We start from the raw sequence: 15,820 nt of genomic DNA on the forward strand, positions 1-15,820 counted from the left end.
AGGAAGAACATACACATTAAACTTCGGATTAAGACCTAAAAAGCCGCTAATATTAGTCAATATAACCTCGCCTGAAGATAGTTCATATATAAGAGGAACAAGTTTAGACGTATCAGTATCATGGCAGGGCAGAGCAGGAATAATAGATTTATATTTAGATGATAATTTAGCCGGCAGTTACAGGACATGGCGCTGGTGGCACAGGGCAGGAAATCATACGTTCAAAATAGCCCTTTCAACTCAACAAGAGGGAGAACACAAACTCAAAGCAATAGCGTACAGGTCGCACAGAAGAAAAGGTTACAAAGCAGAGTCTAAGGCGATAATATTTATTTTAGACAACACTCTACCCATAATTTCAGATATATCTCCAGTAGATAATGCTTTAATAAATAACAATCAACCGAAAATCTCAGCAGTATTGTCGGATGCGACAAGTGGGATTGATAAAGATACAATTGTATTAAAACTAGATGATGTTGAAGTAACTGCAACTTATGATGAGACAACAGGCAAATTAATCTACGCACCAATTACAGCGCTTGAAGACGGGACACATACAATTTCTATTGGAGTAAAAGATAAGACAGGAAATGAAGCGAGCACTACATCAACTTTTATAACAGACACAACTCCGCCAGTAGTATCAAACATTCAGCCGGAAGATGGAAGCGCAATTGAAGAAGCTAAGCCAGCAATATCAGCAGAATATTCAGATAACTTATCAGGAATAGATGTAAGTTCAGTTAAATTATTGCTGGATACTCAGGATGTAACAAATAATGCGACTGTAACAGATACAAAGACAACGTATACTCCAACTCAGGATTTGGAAAGCGGGGAACACACGTCAGCATTAGAACTCAAAGACGTCGCAGGAAATACAGTATCAAAGACATGGACATTTACAGTAGAGGGAGGAGCAAAGATATTAAATGAAATTTCCAGTAATGATCCGCAGGATCTGGCGATAGACAGTAATAGAAACTTATACATACTGGAATCAGCTCCAGCAAGGATATACATTTATGATAAGGATGCAGCCTACATAACATATATTCAGCTTGAGAATATAATAGATCCAAAAGGAATGGCGCTGGATAAAGATAACAACCTCTATATAACAGATACAGGAAACAGCTGTATAAAGAAGCTTAAGTTCATAGAGCCGGATGTATTTACCTATCAGCTTGACACTGATTTTGGAATAGAGGGAGTTGCCAGCGATACGCTCATTAGTCCATGGGGAATAGCAGTTGATGATGATACGAACATCTATGTAACAGATAATCAGGCAAATAAGGTAATAGAATTTGACGGAGAAGGAAAATATATAACAGATTTTGACAGGACAGAAGAAGCAATAAGTGATACTGAAATCATAGAACATTCATTCAATAATCCAAAGGGTATCACAGCAACGGGATACGGGACGATATATGTGGCAGATAGTGGAAACAACCAGATACAGGAGAGTTCAGCCAGTGCTTTGAATGTCATTATAGGTTCTGAGGGAACAGGAGATGGTGAGTTTCAAAATCCTGTAGATGCGGCAGTAAGTCTTTATTACATCTATGTCATTGACAGTGTCATTGACACTAGAAACCTAAGAGTTCAGAAGTTCTTGACAAAACCCAGAAAAGAGACGGAGTCTCAAAGGCCGTTTGAAGCTAAATTTGACAATTTGAATCTAAACAATCCAACAGCAATTGCAATAGATAGTGATCTGAAGAGAGAGATAATCTACATAGCAGATAATGGAAACAACAGGGTATTGAGAGTTGAGATACCGATTAAGTCTGCAGAACCTGTTTTGGAAGAAATGAAGACAAAACTTGAAGCTGAAGATATTGACAGCGCAGTTTCATGTATAAGCGCTGATTTGCAGGAGAAATACAGAGAAGCGTTTAATGTGTTGAAAGACGCAGGCAAGCTGAATGAATTTGCGGAAGACATGAAAAACCTGGAGCTTATCTATGTCAGAGGAGACAGGTCAAAATACAGGTTAAAGAGACTGGAAGATGGAGAAGAGATTACATATTACATATATTTTAAGAAGGATGAGAACGGGAAGTGGAAGATAGAATCGTTTTAGGAGAAAGTTCTTATGTATAAATCCGAAGCACGAAGCACGAAATACGAAACAATATCGAATGCTCAAAATACAAATGTTCAAAACGGTGTTTTGGATTTAGAAAATTTAAATTTAGGATTTGTTTCGGGTTTCGGATTTAGGATTTCGAGTTTTTCAAAAGTAGTTTTAGTTTTTGCTCTAATATTTCTCACCACAACCTCAGCTTTTTGCATGGGTTATCACTTTTTATCAAAAGCAGAAGACAGCAAAGTGCAGGTAGTGGATGCAGATACAGGAAAGCCGATTGAAGGAGCATATGTTGCGGTGAAGTGGACTAAAGAAAGATTCACACTTGCGCTTGCAGGCGCGGTGCATAAGGTGGTTGCTGTTAAAGAAAGAAGGACAGATAAAGATGGCTTTTTTAAGCCGTATGATAGGATTGAGAAAGGCAGCAAATTCACACTTGTTGTGTACAAGTCTTCATATAAAGCCTATGTGCAACGTGGTAAACCTGAGAAAGAGAAAATTCCAGTATTGATAAAATTAAAAAAATTAACTGATCCTCAAGAAAGATTTAATAATGTCTTCGACTTACCAATAGTTTCAAAACCCAACGGAGAACAGACAGGACTGGAGAAAGAAGCACACAAAGAAAGGAGATTTTTATATGAGAAATACAAGATATATTCCCCTACGGAATAATATAACTTTTTTTACTCTAAATTTGTTTTTTTGGTTGTTGGTTTGTTCTGTCCCGTGTCTTGCCTATGATGATGATGTAACCCATCCTGAGATTACCAAAAAAGCCATAAAAAAATCAGAAAATTTAGATAATGCAAGAAAAGATCTAAAAATTACAAACAAAACCTTTTCTTTTAGGAGTGGTTTAATAAGTAAAAAAGGCAAAGAATATGATCAATTACTTACAGAAGGTTCTACTGACGAAGACAACAAGGACTATTTCCTAAGACATTTTTACGATCCGATTTCAGGGGATGGTTGGGGGGTGTACGAGAGCGCATATAACAGAGGCGCTAATGGAGCCGGAACCCCGTGGGGATACACAGACGCAGTTGGCTATTTTTATAGCGCCTTAACTTCAACGACGAAAGAGAGCAAAAACGCAAACTTCGGGAAAATGTTTTATTCACTCGGAAGAACGGTGCATTTACTTCAGGACATGTCAGTGCCAGCGCACGTAAGAGATGACCCGCATTTTCCATATTTTAACCAGCTACTTGGCGAAAAGGATATGTACGAAGCTCACGTGGAGACTTTAGGTAGCAATCTTCCAAGTGGAAATGCAGTGGATTTTGGGGATAGGCATTTCTATTGGGATGATGAAAGTGGCAATGGTCTTGCAGAATACACAAATAGACATTTCTTTAGTAAGGGTACCATATTTGAAAACTATACATACCCTCATGAAGATGAAGGAGGATGGAAACTGGTAAGTAAGACTGCAGAAGATGGGAAGGTGGATATAGTAAAATATCTTTATACAGACGAAGTAAGTCCTCTGGCTAAGTTTACAGTGTTTTATAAATTCGGTCTTCATATTTCCGGATTAGAACGTGTTTCATATCATCTTGACAATGAGTGCCACAATGCATACGCAAAATTACTCATTCCACGAGCAGTTGGCTATTCTGCAGGGCTTCTGGATCACTTTTTCAGAGGAGAAATTAGTTATGTATAAAACAAAAACAGCGTTACTAACAATTGCTTTAATATTTTTAACCACAACCTCCGCCTTTTGTTTCGGTTTCGGCACGAAGTGGATGGAAAAATATGAAACGATGAAAGTAGTTGACGCAGATACTGGAGAAACGATTGAGGGTGTGTGGGTGGTGGTCAAATGGGAAAGAATGGAGCTAACAAGCTACATAAACCCTGGAGGAGCAAGCCATAAGACCACAAAAATTATAGAATTAGAGACAGATAAAAAAGGAGAATTTTGCCCTTTTAAGAGCAAGTGGAAATATGGAAGCAAGGTATGGATATATGCTTGGAAAAAAGGTTGCAAGTTTGGAGTGGCAAGTCCGCCATATAGAGAACATGATAATGAACGAGGTAAATGGAAGGAAGAAGTATCTCCTATCATCAAGCTCAAAAAACTGCCAGAGGGGTATGAGGGGACAGAGGAATATTTGGATAATATGATTAATGTTGAATTATTCTTTGAAGGGACGAAGTGGATAAAAATTATAACAAAAGAGAGAGATAGAGCATCTAACTTGTGGCATAAGAAAAAAGGATAAATAAATGAACAAAAAAAAGAGATTGTTGATTTGTACAATTGGAATATGCCTGTCGTTAGTATTTTCGATCAGTCTGTTTGCGTATGAAAAAGAAACGCATAAAAAAATAACAGAAAAAGCAGTAGAGAATGTAAAACCAAAAATAAGCAATGTCCTTACTAACGAGTGGAAACTTGAGGAAGGGACAAATTTTTCTTTTCGTATCATCAAGAGGAAATCCGGCAATTACAGCCAGTTGATAACTCAGGGAAGTTGGGAAGAAGATGTGCCTAAGACTAACTGCCCGAATCACTTCTATGACCCAACAACGGGAAATGGTCTGCTTGGTTTTACTGACGCAATGTCAAGAGGAGTAGATAGCGCAGGAACGAGTTGGAGTTATAGTGATTCAAAAACCTATCTTTACAACGCCCTAACATCTGTCAAAAAGAAGGATAGGCTCGCAAATTTCGGCAGGATGTTCTATTCATTAGGAAGAACCATCCATCTTCTGGAAGACATGGCAGTGCCAGCGCATGTGAGGAACGACGCACATTTACCCACACCAGCGCAGAAAGATTTATATGAAGATTGGACAAATGAAGCAGCTAAGAATGGAATATTGCCAACAAGCGGCTATGGAGCCGTAGCAATTTCGGATGATGATATAAAAGACTTATGGGATGAAACAAGAGATTATGGAGAAGCAGGAGATAATACATACATAGGAATGGGACTTTCAGAATATACGAATCGGTATTTTTTCAGCAAAGATACAATATTTCTGGATTACTCCTATCCTGCTCCATTTGAATGTCTAAAGAAAAAAGAAACGATAATAGCAGAGGATGGGGGATATGACGTAGTAAGGTATTTCTACACAGCAAGAGTTAATCCAATTTGTAAAGAAACGTTGTTTTACAAATATGTGGAAGATGATCCAACTCTGCATTTACTGGAGAAAGTCTCCTACCAACTTGACGGCAACTGCCACAAAGCATACGCAGACAAACTTGTTCCCCGTTCGGTTGGCTATTCTGCAGGGCTTTTGGATCATTTCTTCAGAGGAAAGCTTGAGGTTACAAAGAAAGAGGCAAAGAGGACAAGTGAGACGCAGCCAATTTACGATGTAACGCTGAAAATAAAGAACGACTCCGGCGAGGCGATGATTGGAGGAAGTTTTGTGTTGATGTATAAGGCAAGGGAAAATGATGTATTATTGGAAGATACATACAAAAAACTCGGTGAGATAAGTCTTTCTGAACTTCTTGAGACAGGAGTAACAGAGCTTCCCAACGGAGCGGAGACGAAAGAGTGGGTAATAAATGGAGCTAATGGGAATGGTGTAGAAATATTAATGCCGCAGGATTATGCTGATGAGAAATTTGAGGGGATAGAATTTACACTTGCGTATAGTGGAGGACTCGGACAGGAATCAGGCGTAACAATCGGAAAAGTATTCGATAAGATGGATGAAATCCCACCCTACTACTTCCACGTCCAGCTTTCTCCGGAATATGTAGAAACAAGTGGTGAGCCTTCACAAACTCAAGCATTCACTATAACAGTTCAATGTTACAACTATGGGGAAGCAACTGAGACTCCGGCAGGAACAGTAAATAAGCTTGACGGAACTCAAAGCTGGGCGAAGGACGATACAGGAGTGTGGCAGAAGGAGAAAATAAACAAAAATCAGGATATAAAGCCGGCAGAGAAAAAGGGTGATTTTGCAGGCGAGGTAAGTTTGGGAATATCCAATATCATAAACAGCGCTTATGAATTATACGCAGGTGGAAAAAAGCTGGAGAAGATAGCGTTAGCTGGCGGAACAGGCTCAATATCAGCAGTAATAAAAGCAGAAGATGGAAATATAGGAGATAATCATCTATTTCTGATTATTTCCGCATCAGACGGAACAGGAAGTGGAAATGGAGCACTGATGATAAACCCAATAATTGTTAGTCATCATAATTCGGCGGGAAATTACTGGAAATCTAGTGGGGAGCTCGGATGGCTAAGAGATTGGGACTGGAATGAAGATAATTATAATATTTGGTGGGATAGACTTATAAATGGATATTGTGGAGCTAATCCTGACTTACCCGAAGCAGAATGTCCCATAGATCCATATATGGGAAGCATGTGGTGTAAAGGTTGGATTGATAAGACTTGGGCAGATGTGTCTCCTGTTTCTCGTTGTCTCTTTGTTGGTAGCGTGTGGGTGAGTTATCGTGCTGCCAGGTTGAACTTGAGTGCACAAAAATTTACATTATATTATAATCTTTCAGAGGATAACATAGGTTATGCTCCTGAGGAGATTAGCAAAGTATGGATGAAGGGTGGTGTTTCGGTCTGGCATGAGCCAAATAAAATTAAATATATAGGGAGTATAAAAAATAAAACTACAGGAGAGATAGGAACAATTAAAACTATAGATGAGGATCATAAATATATAATTTGGCAAAGTCTTTCTGGTTCTGATTTTGGTTCATCTGAACAAGCATACAAGTTTGAACCTTCTATAGATACTGAAGGGGCAGAAGGAGCTGAACAAATGAAACCTGAGTATTGTGATTGGGTTCCTTATTCTGTTTCTGGGATTGAGATTTCATTTCCCCAGATTATATTTATCCCAAAATCTGAGGAGTAGATTTATTGAAATGATAAAAACAAAACCAGAACAAAAAGCGTTGATACAATAATTATAAATAGAGGGCTAATATGGAAAAGAATAATATAAAAGTATTCTCAGGAACATCAAATCCAGATTTATCTAGAGAGATATCCAGCTGTTTAGAAATTCCATTGTGTAAAGGAGAAACAAGTCGTTTTGGAGATGGAGAATTTAATATAAGAATTAATGAGAATGTGAGAGGAAAAGATGTTTTTATTATTCAATCTACATGCCCGCCTGTTAATGAGAATTTAATGGAGCTGCTTATTACAGTCGATGCTTTCAGGAGGGCTTCTGCCAGCCGAATTACTGCAGTGATTCCGTATTACGGCTATGGCAGGCAGGATAGAAAAGTTCAACCACGCGCTCCAATAACAGCTAAACTTGTTGCTAATTTAATTACAAAAGCTGGTGTTGACAGAGTTTTGGTGATAGATTTACATGCAGGGCAAATACAAGGGTTTTTTGATATCCCTGTGGATAATTTATTTGCTGCACCGCCTGTTTTAGTTAAATATTTTTTGACAAAAAAAATTGAGAATGTTACTATCGTCTCTCCAGACTCCGGAGGCGTTGAAAGAGCAAGAGCAATAGCAAAGAGAATGAACGCGACCCTTGCTATTATTGATAAAAGAAGACCTGAAGTAAATGTGGCTGAAGTGATGAATGTGATTGGAGATGTGAAGGGAAGAAATGCAGTGATTCTGGACGATATGATCGATACAGGCGGTAGTATAATAAAAGCAGCAGATGCGCTTCATGAGAAAGGGGTAAAAAAAATATTTGCAGCATGTACACATCCAGTATTTTCCACAGATGCTATTGAACGTCTTGATAAGTCTGTTATTGACGAAATAGTTGTTACAAATACTATTCCAATGGATAAAAAGAAAAAATCAAAAAAAATAAAAGTCCTTTCAATAGCAGAGCTCCTTTCGAATGCAATATATAGTATTCACAATAATACTTCTGTAAGTTCATTGTTTGTTTAATGGGGGATAATAATGCAAAAAATTCAGTTACAATCCAATATTAGAAAAGAAATAAATACAAGATCCACAAAAGATCTAAGGAAACAGGGATATATACCTGGCGTTTTATATGGCCATGGTATAAAGACTTTGAATATTGCAGTTGAACAGAAAAAGTTTGAGCAAATGGTAAAAAAAATGCATGGAGAAAATGTGCTTATATCTTTATCAATAGATAGTGATGGTTCTTCAAAGCAGGAAACTGTAATGGTTAGGGAGATTCAGTATCATCCCGTAAGTGATGGATTGCTTCATATAGACTTTTATAAAATATTGCTTCATGAGAAAATTACTACAAGGATTAGTATAATTCTTACCGGCGAGGCTCCAGGAGTCAAAGAGGGAGGAGTACTGGATCACTCCATGAGAGATATGGAAATTCGTTGTTTGCCTGATAAAATACCAGGCCATTTAGAAGTAGACGTTTCACAGCTGAGAATAGGTTCATCCATTCATATAAGAGATATGAAGATTCCAGAGGATGTAGAAGTTTTAGCAGACCCTGACCAAGCAGTTGTTTCCATTGTTCCTCCAACTATTATAAAGGAAGAGGAAGTTTCTGTGGAAGAAGAGCCAGAAGTTATTGAGGGAAAGAAAGAAGAGGTTGAAGCTGAGGCATCAGAAGGGGAGCGGAAAGAAAAGAAAGAGCAGAAAGAAGAGAAAAAACCAGATGAGCAAAAGTAGATGAAGATAATTGTGGGATTAGGCAACCCAGGTATCAAGTTCAGGAAAAATAGACACAATGCGGGATTTATGGCTCTCGATAAAGTGGCGAAAGAGACAGGGATTAATATAAAAACCAGAAAGTTTGATTCTGTAATTGGTCGGGGTTTTATAGGAAAGGATGAGATAATTCTTGCAAAGCCCCAGACTTTTGTCAATTTAAGCGGGCAAGCAGTCTCAAAGCTTGTTAATTTCTATAAAATGGATTTGGAAGATTTGGTTGTTATTTATGATGATGCTGATATAGAATTCGGCAAAATTAGAATTAAGAAGAATGGAAAATCCGGCGGGCATAATGGTGTAGAATCTATTATAGATGCACTGGGTAATGAGAAATTTTCGAGAATACGCATTGGTATAGGCAGAAGCAGTCATTATGAAGATTTAAAAAAGTATGTATTAGCGAATTTTGATAAGCTTGAAAAGAATAAACTTGATAAGATTCTATCCAAGGCTTTAGAGGCTATAATCATAATTATAAGAGATGGTATTGATAGAGCAATGTGTACCATCAATGCATTGGTAATTGTATAGAAAGGATTATAATGAACGTTCAGTTGCTATTTCCATTGATATGTAGTTTCTTAGCGTTAGGGTTTGTCATAGTTCTTTCAATTGGAGTTTTAAAAAAAGGAGAAGGCACTCAGAAGATGAAGGATATATCTCGTCTTATACAAGAGGGAGCTAGAGCCTTTTTAAAACGGGAATACAGTTATATTGCTGTTTTTGTAGTTTTAATAGCTGGGCTAATAGGTATAACGCCTTTTATATCTAAAGGCATTAGCTTGGGGTGGAAGACATCTGTTGCTTTTATAATTGGTTCTTTTATGTCTGCTTTTGCAGGATATATCGGAATGAGTATAGCAACAAGAGCGAATTCCAGAACAGCAAATGCTGCCTCTTCTGGAGGAGTAAAAGCAGCATTAAATGTGGCAATTTCGGGCGGCTCAGTAATGGGAATGAGCGTGGTTGGTTTGGCTTTATTAGGTCTTGTCGTTGTATATTTTATATTTAAAGGGGATCCTGTAATAATAAATGGATATGCTATGGGGGCAAGTCTTGTAGCTCTTTTTGCAAGATCTGGCGGAGGAATATTTACAAAAGCAGCAGACATGGGAGCAGATCTTGTTGGAAAAGTAGAAGCAGGTATTCCTGAAGATGACCCCAGAAATGCTGGTGTGATCGCAGATAATGTTGGAGATAATGTTGGAGATGTTGCAGGTCTGGGTGCAGATCTTTTAGAGTCATATGTTGAATCTATTGTTGCAAGTATAGCCATTGCTTCAACATTTATTGTTATAATGGGACAAAGTGTAGCTGATAAGTTAAAGTTTATGCCGATTTATATAGCAGGCGCAGGAATTATAGCTTCTATTATTGGGGTATGTTATGTAAAGATGTTTGGTAGAAAGAATCCTCAGGGAGCTTTGATGAGCGGGACTTATATAAGCGCTATTTTATCGATCATAGGCACATATTTCATTGTAAACAAATTTGGTGTGGCCTTTGAGAACTATTCTAAATTAGGTCCTTTTTACGCTACTCTTGCTGGAATTATATCAGGTATGGCAATTGGTTTTACAAGCGAGTTTTTTACCTCCACAAAATATAAACCGGTTAGAAAACTTGCTGAAAGTTCTAAGAGCGGTCCTGCGATAACTGTTACCGGTGGACTGGCAATCGGTATGGAAAGCACTTGTGTGCCTGTATTGGTGCTTGCTGCTGCCATTATGGTTGCTTATCATTTTGCGGGAGGATATGGAGTTGCTATGGCTGCTGTAGGTATGCTTGCTACAACTGGCATGATCGTCTCAGTTGATTCATACGGACCTATTGCTGACAACGCAGGCGGTATAGCGGAGATGGCAAAACTAGATCCATCTGTAAGAAAAATAACGGACAACCTGGATTCTGTTGGCAATACAACAGCAGCAATTGGTAAGGGATTTGCGATAGGTTCAGCTGCATTTGCAACTATAGGGTTAGTATCTGCTTATATGATGGTAGTTGGCATAAAGGGAGCAGATATTACCGATCCCAAAGTTATGTCAGGTTTATTGATTGGAGGTATGCTGCCGTTCCTGTTTTCTTCAATGCTTTTTAAAGCTGTTAGTAAAGCTGCGTATAAGTTAATAGATGAAGTGAGGAGACAATTCAGGGAAATCAAAGGATTAATGGAAGGAAAGGTAATGCCTGATTCAGCAACATGCGTTGATATTTCAACAAAAGGGGCTATTCAGGGCATGTTACTTCCTGGCGCTATGGCTATTATGGCACCTGTTACAATTGGATTGTTATTAGGACCTAAAGCTCTTGCGGGTCTTCTTGTTGGAGCATTGATATCCGGTCTTATGCTTGGAATCCAGATGGCAAACAGCGGCGGAGCCATGGATAATGCCAAAAAATATATTGAGGAAGGCAATTTTGGCGGAAAGGGTAGCGAGGCTCATAAAGCAGCTGTTATTGGAGACACAGTAGGCGATCCGTTAAAGGATACAGTTGGTCCTTCTATCAATATTTTAATTAAGCTTATGAGTGTTATTTCTCTTGTTTTGGCACCATTATTTGTAAAATTTTAAAAAACTGGAGGTGGTTTGGTGGATAAAAATAAGTACGAGGGTTTATTTGTTATAAACTCTGATTTAGCAGAAGATGATCGGGATAAGGTTATAGAAGAGATTGAAAAATGCATTGCATTCGCAAAAGGCAAAGTTATTGATGTTGACCGTATTGGGAAGAAAAGGTTTGCTTATAAGATCAAAAAGCGCAGTGAAGGAGTCTATGTAAATATAAAATTTGAAGCTCCTTCCGAAGGCATTGCTGTGCTTAATAAAAAATTAAAAATGCAAGAGGATATATTTAGAGTTTTTGTTTTAAGGAAGTAATAAGTAAAAAAGGAGAATAAACATGGCAAATTTGAATAAGGTTTTTTTAATGGGCAATTTGACAAGGGATCCAGAACTCAGATATATCCCAAGTGGTACTGCAGTTAGTGATTTTAGCATAGCGATTAATCGGTTTTTTAAAAATAAAGAGGGAACAAAGACAGAAGATACATGTTTTGTAAGAGTTGTTGTATGGGCTAATCAGGCGGAGTCCTGCGCAAAATATCTTAGTAAAGGCAGACCTGTTTTTGTAGAAGGGCGCTTGCAAAGTCGCTCATGGGAAGATAAAGATGGGCAAAAGCGAAGTGCTTTGGAAGTGGTTGCAGAGAGAGTTCAGTTTCTTGGTACTTCGCAGGGAAGCAATGGCACTGCGTCTCTACCAAGTGGAAAAAAAGACTCACCTGTGCCTGAGATACAGATAGATGATAAAGAAGAAACAAATATTCAAACAAATCCATCAGAGGAAAAACCAGAAAAATCTGAAGAGGATGAAGTCCCATTCTGATATAATAAAAAGGAGATTATCTTTATGTTCCAAAGAGAAAAAAAAGGCAAAGGCCGCAAAAAAAAGATTATAAGAAAGAAATATTGTAGGCTTTGTGTTGAAAAGATGGATGAAATTGATTATAGGGACATAAAAACACTCTCTGGCTTTATTACTGAGAGGGGGAAAATTCTTTCAACTAAAGTCTCAGGGAATTGCACTCGTCACCAGAAAAAACTTACCATTGCGATAAAACGAGCAAGGATATGTTCGTTACTGCCTTTTTCTGCAGAATAGATTGAGAAAAACAACCCTGCTTTCCTTAGTGTCGCTATATTTTTTCATATCAGGGGGATTTTTTGCTTTTGGCCAACTGTTCTTTCAAGTTTTAGTTCCTTTACCTATTATTATCTGTGTGTATTTACTTGGTGTTCGGAAAGGGTTTCTATGCTTTTTTATTATGGCATCAGGTATCTACCTAATTTTTCAGAATCACTTTTTCGTAATTTTATCTATACAACTTGGACTTTTGGGCTTAGTTACAGGTATAATACTTAAGAACAAGTTTTTTTTTATAAAGACCTGTGTTTTATCAACAGTTATTTTGAGCCTCATAAGTCTTTTGGCTATTTTTGTAATTTCATTGCACGACGAAAATTTTCTTAATAGAATTTACATGAATTTACAGATTCATATTGATAAAAGTCTGAAAATTTATGAAGAGACGGGCATCAGCAAAGAAAAGATCGAATTAGTTAAAGAGTCATTTACTACAGTATTAAATATAATTAAAACTAGTTTCCCGGCTATTATTTTCATTGTTAATTTTTTAATAGTCAGCATTAATCTTTTACTCTCAAAAAAGATACTTATTTTAAAACATCTCAAATCATCTCCTTTTAAAACATGGAGGCTGAAGGATGAGTATATATGGGTATTTATTGTATCTGCCATAATGACATTTCTCTTCAAATGCGCCAAGTTTCAATCAGGATATGTGATAGGACTGAATTTGCTGATTATTATTTCAGCTGTTTACTTGGTAGGAGGTTTAGCAATTACGAATTTCTTTTTTGACAAATGGAAGGTCTTCCCTTTTATTAAACTTCTGATTTATGTACTGGTTTTTACTTCTCCAATTTTTCTTATGCTTATTATTATATTAGGATTGGTTGATTTTTGGTTTGATTTCAGAAGTAGAGTGGTTGCAAGAGAAAAATTTTAAATGAAACTTTTTGATACTCATGCGCATTTAACTGATCCTGCTTTTAAAGAGGGGATTGATTCGGTCATATCCGAGGCAAGTAGGAATGATGTGGAATATATGATTAATATTTGCTGTGATATTAAAAGCATTGAAGTCGGATTAGAGACAGTTTACGGAAAGAAGAATATATTAACGGCAATTGGTCTGCATCCGAACTATGCCGATAAAATCAAAAAGGATGAACTGCTCTATATAAAAGAATGTTTAGAAAGATATCCGAATATTTCGGCAGTAGGGGAAACAGGTCTGGATTATTACAGAGATACTTCCAGTAAGAAGTCGCAGAAAGAGCTTTTTCGTAAACATATTGAACTGGCTTTGGAATTTGATCTGCCCATAATTATCCATAATCGTGAAGCGCACAAAGATATCTTGGATACTATTAAGGATTACTCTATAAGCAGGGGAGTGATACATTGTTTTTCAGGAACCTTAGAATTTGCGCAAACTTGCCTGAATCGCGGCTTTCATATTTCATTTTCAGGAAATCTCACTTATCCAAATGCGCCTGAATTGAGGCAGGTTGCAAAGGAGATACCAAATGATAGAATTCTCATAGAAACTGATTGCCCCTATCTTGCTCCACAAGCTGTAAGAGGTAAACGAAATCAACCAAGCTTTTTAAAGTATACAGTTTTGGAACTTGCAAGAGTTAAAGAACTTGACGCAGAAGAAGCAGCCTGCCATACTACAGAGAATGCGAAAAGGCTGTTTGGACTAACAAATATCGGAGAAGAAAATGACAGATGAGCATGAACTGATTAAAATAAGAAAAGAGAAATTAAAAAAGATAAGAGAACAGGGAATAGATCCTTATGCCCTGCATTTTAGACGGACTCACTCTGCAGCATCAGTGCATGAGTGCGCTAAAAAAGTATCTGTTGGTGAAGTATTGGAAGAAGTGGAAGTTCTGGTAATCGGAAGGATAATAACAGTAAGGGAGCATGGTAAAAGCTGTTTTGCTAATATAAGAGATGACTCAGGAGATATTCAGATATATGTTAAGTCAAACGCTGTTGGAGAAAAAGCATACGGTTTATTCAAACTGGTGGATATAGGGGATTTCATAGGAGTTAAGGGGAAGATTTTTAAAACAAGGACAGGAGAGGATACTATATTTATTTCAGAGTTTTCTGTATTCTCAAAGTCCTTACAACCTTTACCTGAAAAGTGGTCAGGACTTAAGGATATAGAATTAAAATATCGCAGGAGATATGTTGATTTAATAGCAAATAAAGATATAAAGCCATTATTCAAGCTTCGCAGTCATATAATAAGCTCAATGAGAAAGTTTTTAGAAGGAAAGGATTTCCTTGAAGTAGAAACACCAATGATGCAGCAGATCCCTGGTGGCGCTATGGCAAAACCGTTCGTAACTCATCATAACACGCTTGATATGGATTTATATTTGAGAATAGCTCCTGAACTGTTCCTTAAAAGATTGATAGTCGGCGGATTTGAGAAGATATATGAAATAAACAGAAACTTTCGTAATGAAGGCATATCAACACGGCATAATCCTGAGTTTACCATGCTTGAATTATATCAGGCTTTTGTAGATTATGAAGATCTTATGCTTCTAACTGAGGAGATGTTCCATACTATAGCAGCCGAATGTCTCGGTAAGACAAGTATTGAGTATCAGGGGCATAACATTGAATTAAAGAAGAAATGGAAGCGATTGAGTTTTGTTGATGCTATAAAGAAATATGCTAAGATAGATTTGGAATCGGTTTCAGATAAAGAACTTAGGAATAGTGCAAAGCACCTTGTTCCGGAAGCAAGTAAAATAAATTCCTTTAGAGAGATAGTAGATGCAATCTTCAAGAAGGTTGTAGTTCCCAATCTTATTGAACCAACCTTTATAATTGACTATCCTGAAAGGATGTGTCCTCTTGCAAAGAAGAAAAAAAATAATAAGAATCTTACAGAAAGATTTCAGCCCTATATATGCGGTATAGAGTTAGGCAATGCATATTCTGAGCTGAATGACCCAATGGAGCAAAAGGAGCGCTTTTTGGACCAAATAAAAGACAGAAAGATAGGAGATGATGAAGCGCATCTTATGGATGAAGATTTTATTACTGCTCTGGAATACGGCATGCCACCGACAGCAGGATTGGGCATAGGCATCGACAGACTTGTTATGCTCTTCACCAATTCCCCATCAATTAGAGATGTAATACTGTTCCCGCAATTGAAGCCTCAGAAGTGAAGCCAGCAAAAACTTTCTAACGTAGAAATCACTGACCTGATGGAGCCGCCTCAGCGGCTCCATCAGGTCCAGTGGATTGGCTTGTTATATAGGGAACTAGACAGATTTGGCGAAAAATGGGGCATAAGCGTAAGTCTATAAGTAAGAGTGTGTTACAGAGCAAATTTCGGTAAAAACAGAAAAATCATTCCCTAAAATGGTTGAATTCAAAATGAAAATATCAAGAA

Annotated in this window: 15 protein-coding genes; all 15 read left to right on the top strand. The window is 37.5% G+C overall.

Features of this window, described 5'->3' with window-relative positions; translation table 11 throughout:
• Nucleotides 1-2,095: hypothetical protein (locus tag KKC91_03925; GenBank protein MBU0477697.1), on the top strand; the 2,095-nt coding region annotated here is incomplete at its 5' end.
• Between the two features lie 12 nt (nucleotides 2,096-2,107).
• Nucleotides 2,108-2,776: a hypothetical protein gene (locus tag KKC91_03930; protein MBU0477698.1), complete on the top strand. Its 669-nt coding sequence runs from the start codon at nucleotides 2,108-2,110 to the stop codon at nucleotides 2,774-2,776.
• The gene (locus tag KKC91_03935; GenBank protein ID MBU0477699.1) at nucleotides 2,742-3,773 is read left to right on the top strand and encodes a hypothetical protein; all 1,032 of its coding nucleotides are present in this window, start codon (nucleotides 2,742-2,744) and stop codon (nucleotides 3,771-3,773) included. The genes KKC91_03930 and KKC91_03935 overlap by 35 nt, the downstream gene beginning before the upstream one ends.
• Nucleotides 3,766-4,335 carry a hypothetical protein gene (locus tag KKC91_03940; GenBank protein MBU0477700.1) on the top strand — a complete coding sequence of 190 codons (570 nt, stop codon included), beginning with the start codon at nucleotides 3,766-3,768 and terminating at the stop codon, nucleotides 4,333-4,335. The genes KKC91_03935 and KKC91_03940 overlap by 8 nt, the downstream gene beginning before the upstream one ends.
• A gap of 4 nt (nucleotides 4,336-4,339) precedes the next feature.
• Complete coding sequence (locus tag KKC91_03945; protein MBU0477701.1) at nucleotides 4,340-6,964, top strand: hypothetical protein; 2,625 nt, start codon at nucleotides 4,340-4,342, stop codon at nucleotides 6,962-6,964.
• A gap of 71 nt (nucleotides 6,965-7,035) precedes the next feature.
• A complete protein-coding gene (locus KKC91_03950) occupies nucleotides 7,036-7,980 on the top strand; it encodes a ribose-phosphate pyrophosphokinase (GenBank protein ID MBU0477702.1) in 945 nt (314 codons plus the stop codon).
• Between the two features lie 12 nt (nucleotides 7,981-7,992).
• The gene (locus KKC91_03955) at nucleotides 7,993-8,703 is read left to right on the top strand and encodes a 50S ribosomal protein L25/general stress protein Ctc (GenBank protein ID MBU0477703.1); all 711 of its coding nucleotides are present in this window, start codon (nucleotides 7,993-7,995) and stop codon (nucleotides 8,701-8,703) included.
• The gene (gene pth, locus KKC91_03960; protein MBU0477704.1) at nucleotides 8,704-9,276 is read left to right on the top strand and encodes an aminoacyl-tRNA hydrolase; all 573 of its coding nucleotides are present in this window, start codon (nucleotides 8,704-8,706) and stop codon (nucleotides 9,274-9,276) included. It abuts the gene before it with no gap.
• A gap of 11 nt (nucleotides 9,277-9,287) precedes the next feature.
• Entirely contained in the window at nucleotides 9,288-11,321 is a 2,034-nt protein-coding gene (locus KKC91_03965; GenBank protein MBU0477705.1) for a sodium-translocating pyrophosphatase, read from the top strand.
• Between the two features lie 18 nt (nucleotides 11,322-11,339).
• The gene (rpsF, locus tag KKC91_03970) at nucleotides 11,340-11,627 is read left to right on the top strand and encodes a 30S ribosomal protein S6 (protein ID MBU0477706.1); all 288 of its coding nucleotides are present in this window, start codon (nucleotides 11,340-11,342) and stop codon (nucleotides 11,625-11,627) included.
• 22 nt (nucleotides 11,628-11,649) lie between these two features.
• Nucleotides 11,650-12,132, top strand: a complete 483-nt coding sequence (locus KKC91_03975) for a single-stranded DNA-binding protein (protein MBU0477707.1) — start codon at nucleotides 11,650-11,652, stop codon at nucleotides 12,130-12,132.
• Between the two features lie 24 nt (nucleotides 12,133-12,156).
• Entirely contained in the window at nucleotides 12,157-12,408 is a 252-nt protein-coding gene (gene rpsR / locus KKC91_03980; GenBank protein MBU0477708.1) for a 30S ribosomal protein S18, read from the top strand.
• 1 nt (nucleotide 12,409) lies between these two features.
• Nucleotides 12,410-13,336, top strand: a complete 927-nt coding sequence (locus tag KKC91_03985) for a YybS family protein (protein ID MBU0477709.1) — start codon at nucleotides 12,410-12,412, stop codon at nucleotides 13,334-13,336.
• Nucleotides 13,337-14,128: a TatD family hydrolase gene (locus tag KKC91_03990; protein MBU0477710.1), complete on the top strand. Its 792-nt coding sequence runs from the start codon at nucleotides 13,337-13,339 to the stop codon at nucleotides 14,126-14,128. It begins immediately after the preceding gene.
• Nucleotides 14,118-15,593 (top strand): lysine--tRNA ligase, encoded by a 1,476-nt coding sequence (gene lysS / locus KKC91_03995; GenBank protein MBU0477711.1) that lies wholly within the window; start codon nucleotides 14,118-14,120, stop codon nucleotides 15,591-15,593. The genes KKC91_03990 and lysS overlap by 11 nt, the downstream gene beginning before the upstream one ends.
• The last annotated feature ends 227 nt before the right edge of the window (nucleotides 15,594-15,820 follow it).

Source organism: bacterium (assembly GCA_018812485.1).
Classification (GTDB): domain Bacteria; phylum JAHJDO01; class JAHJDO01; order JAHJDO01; family JAHJDO01; genus JAHJDO01.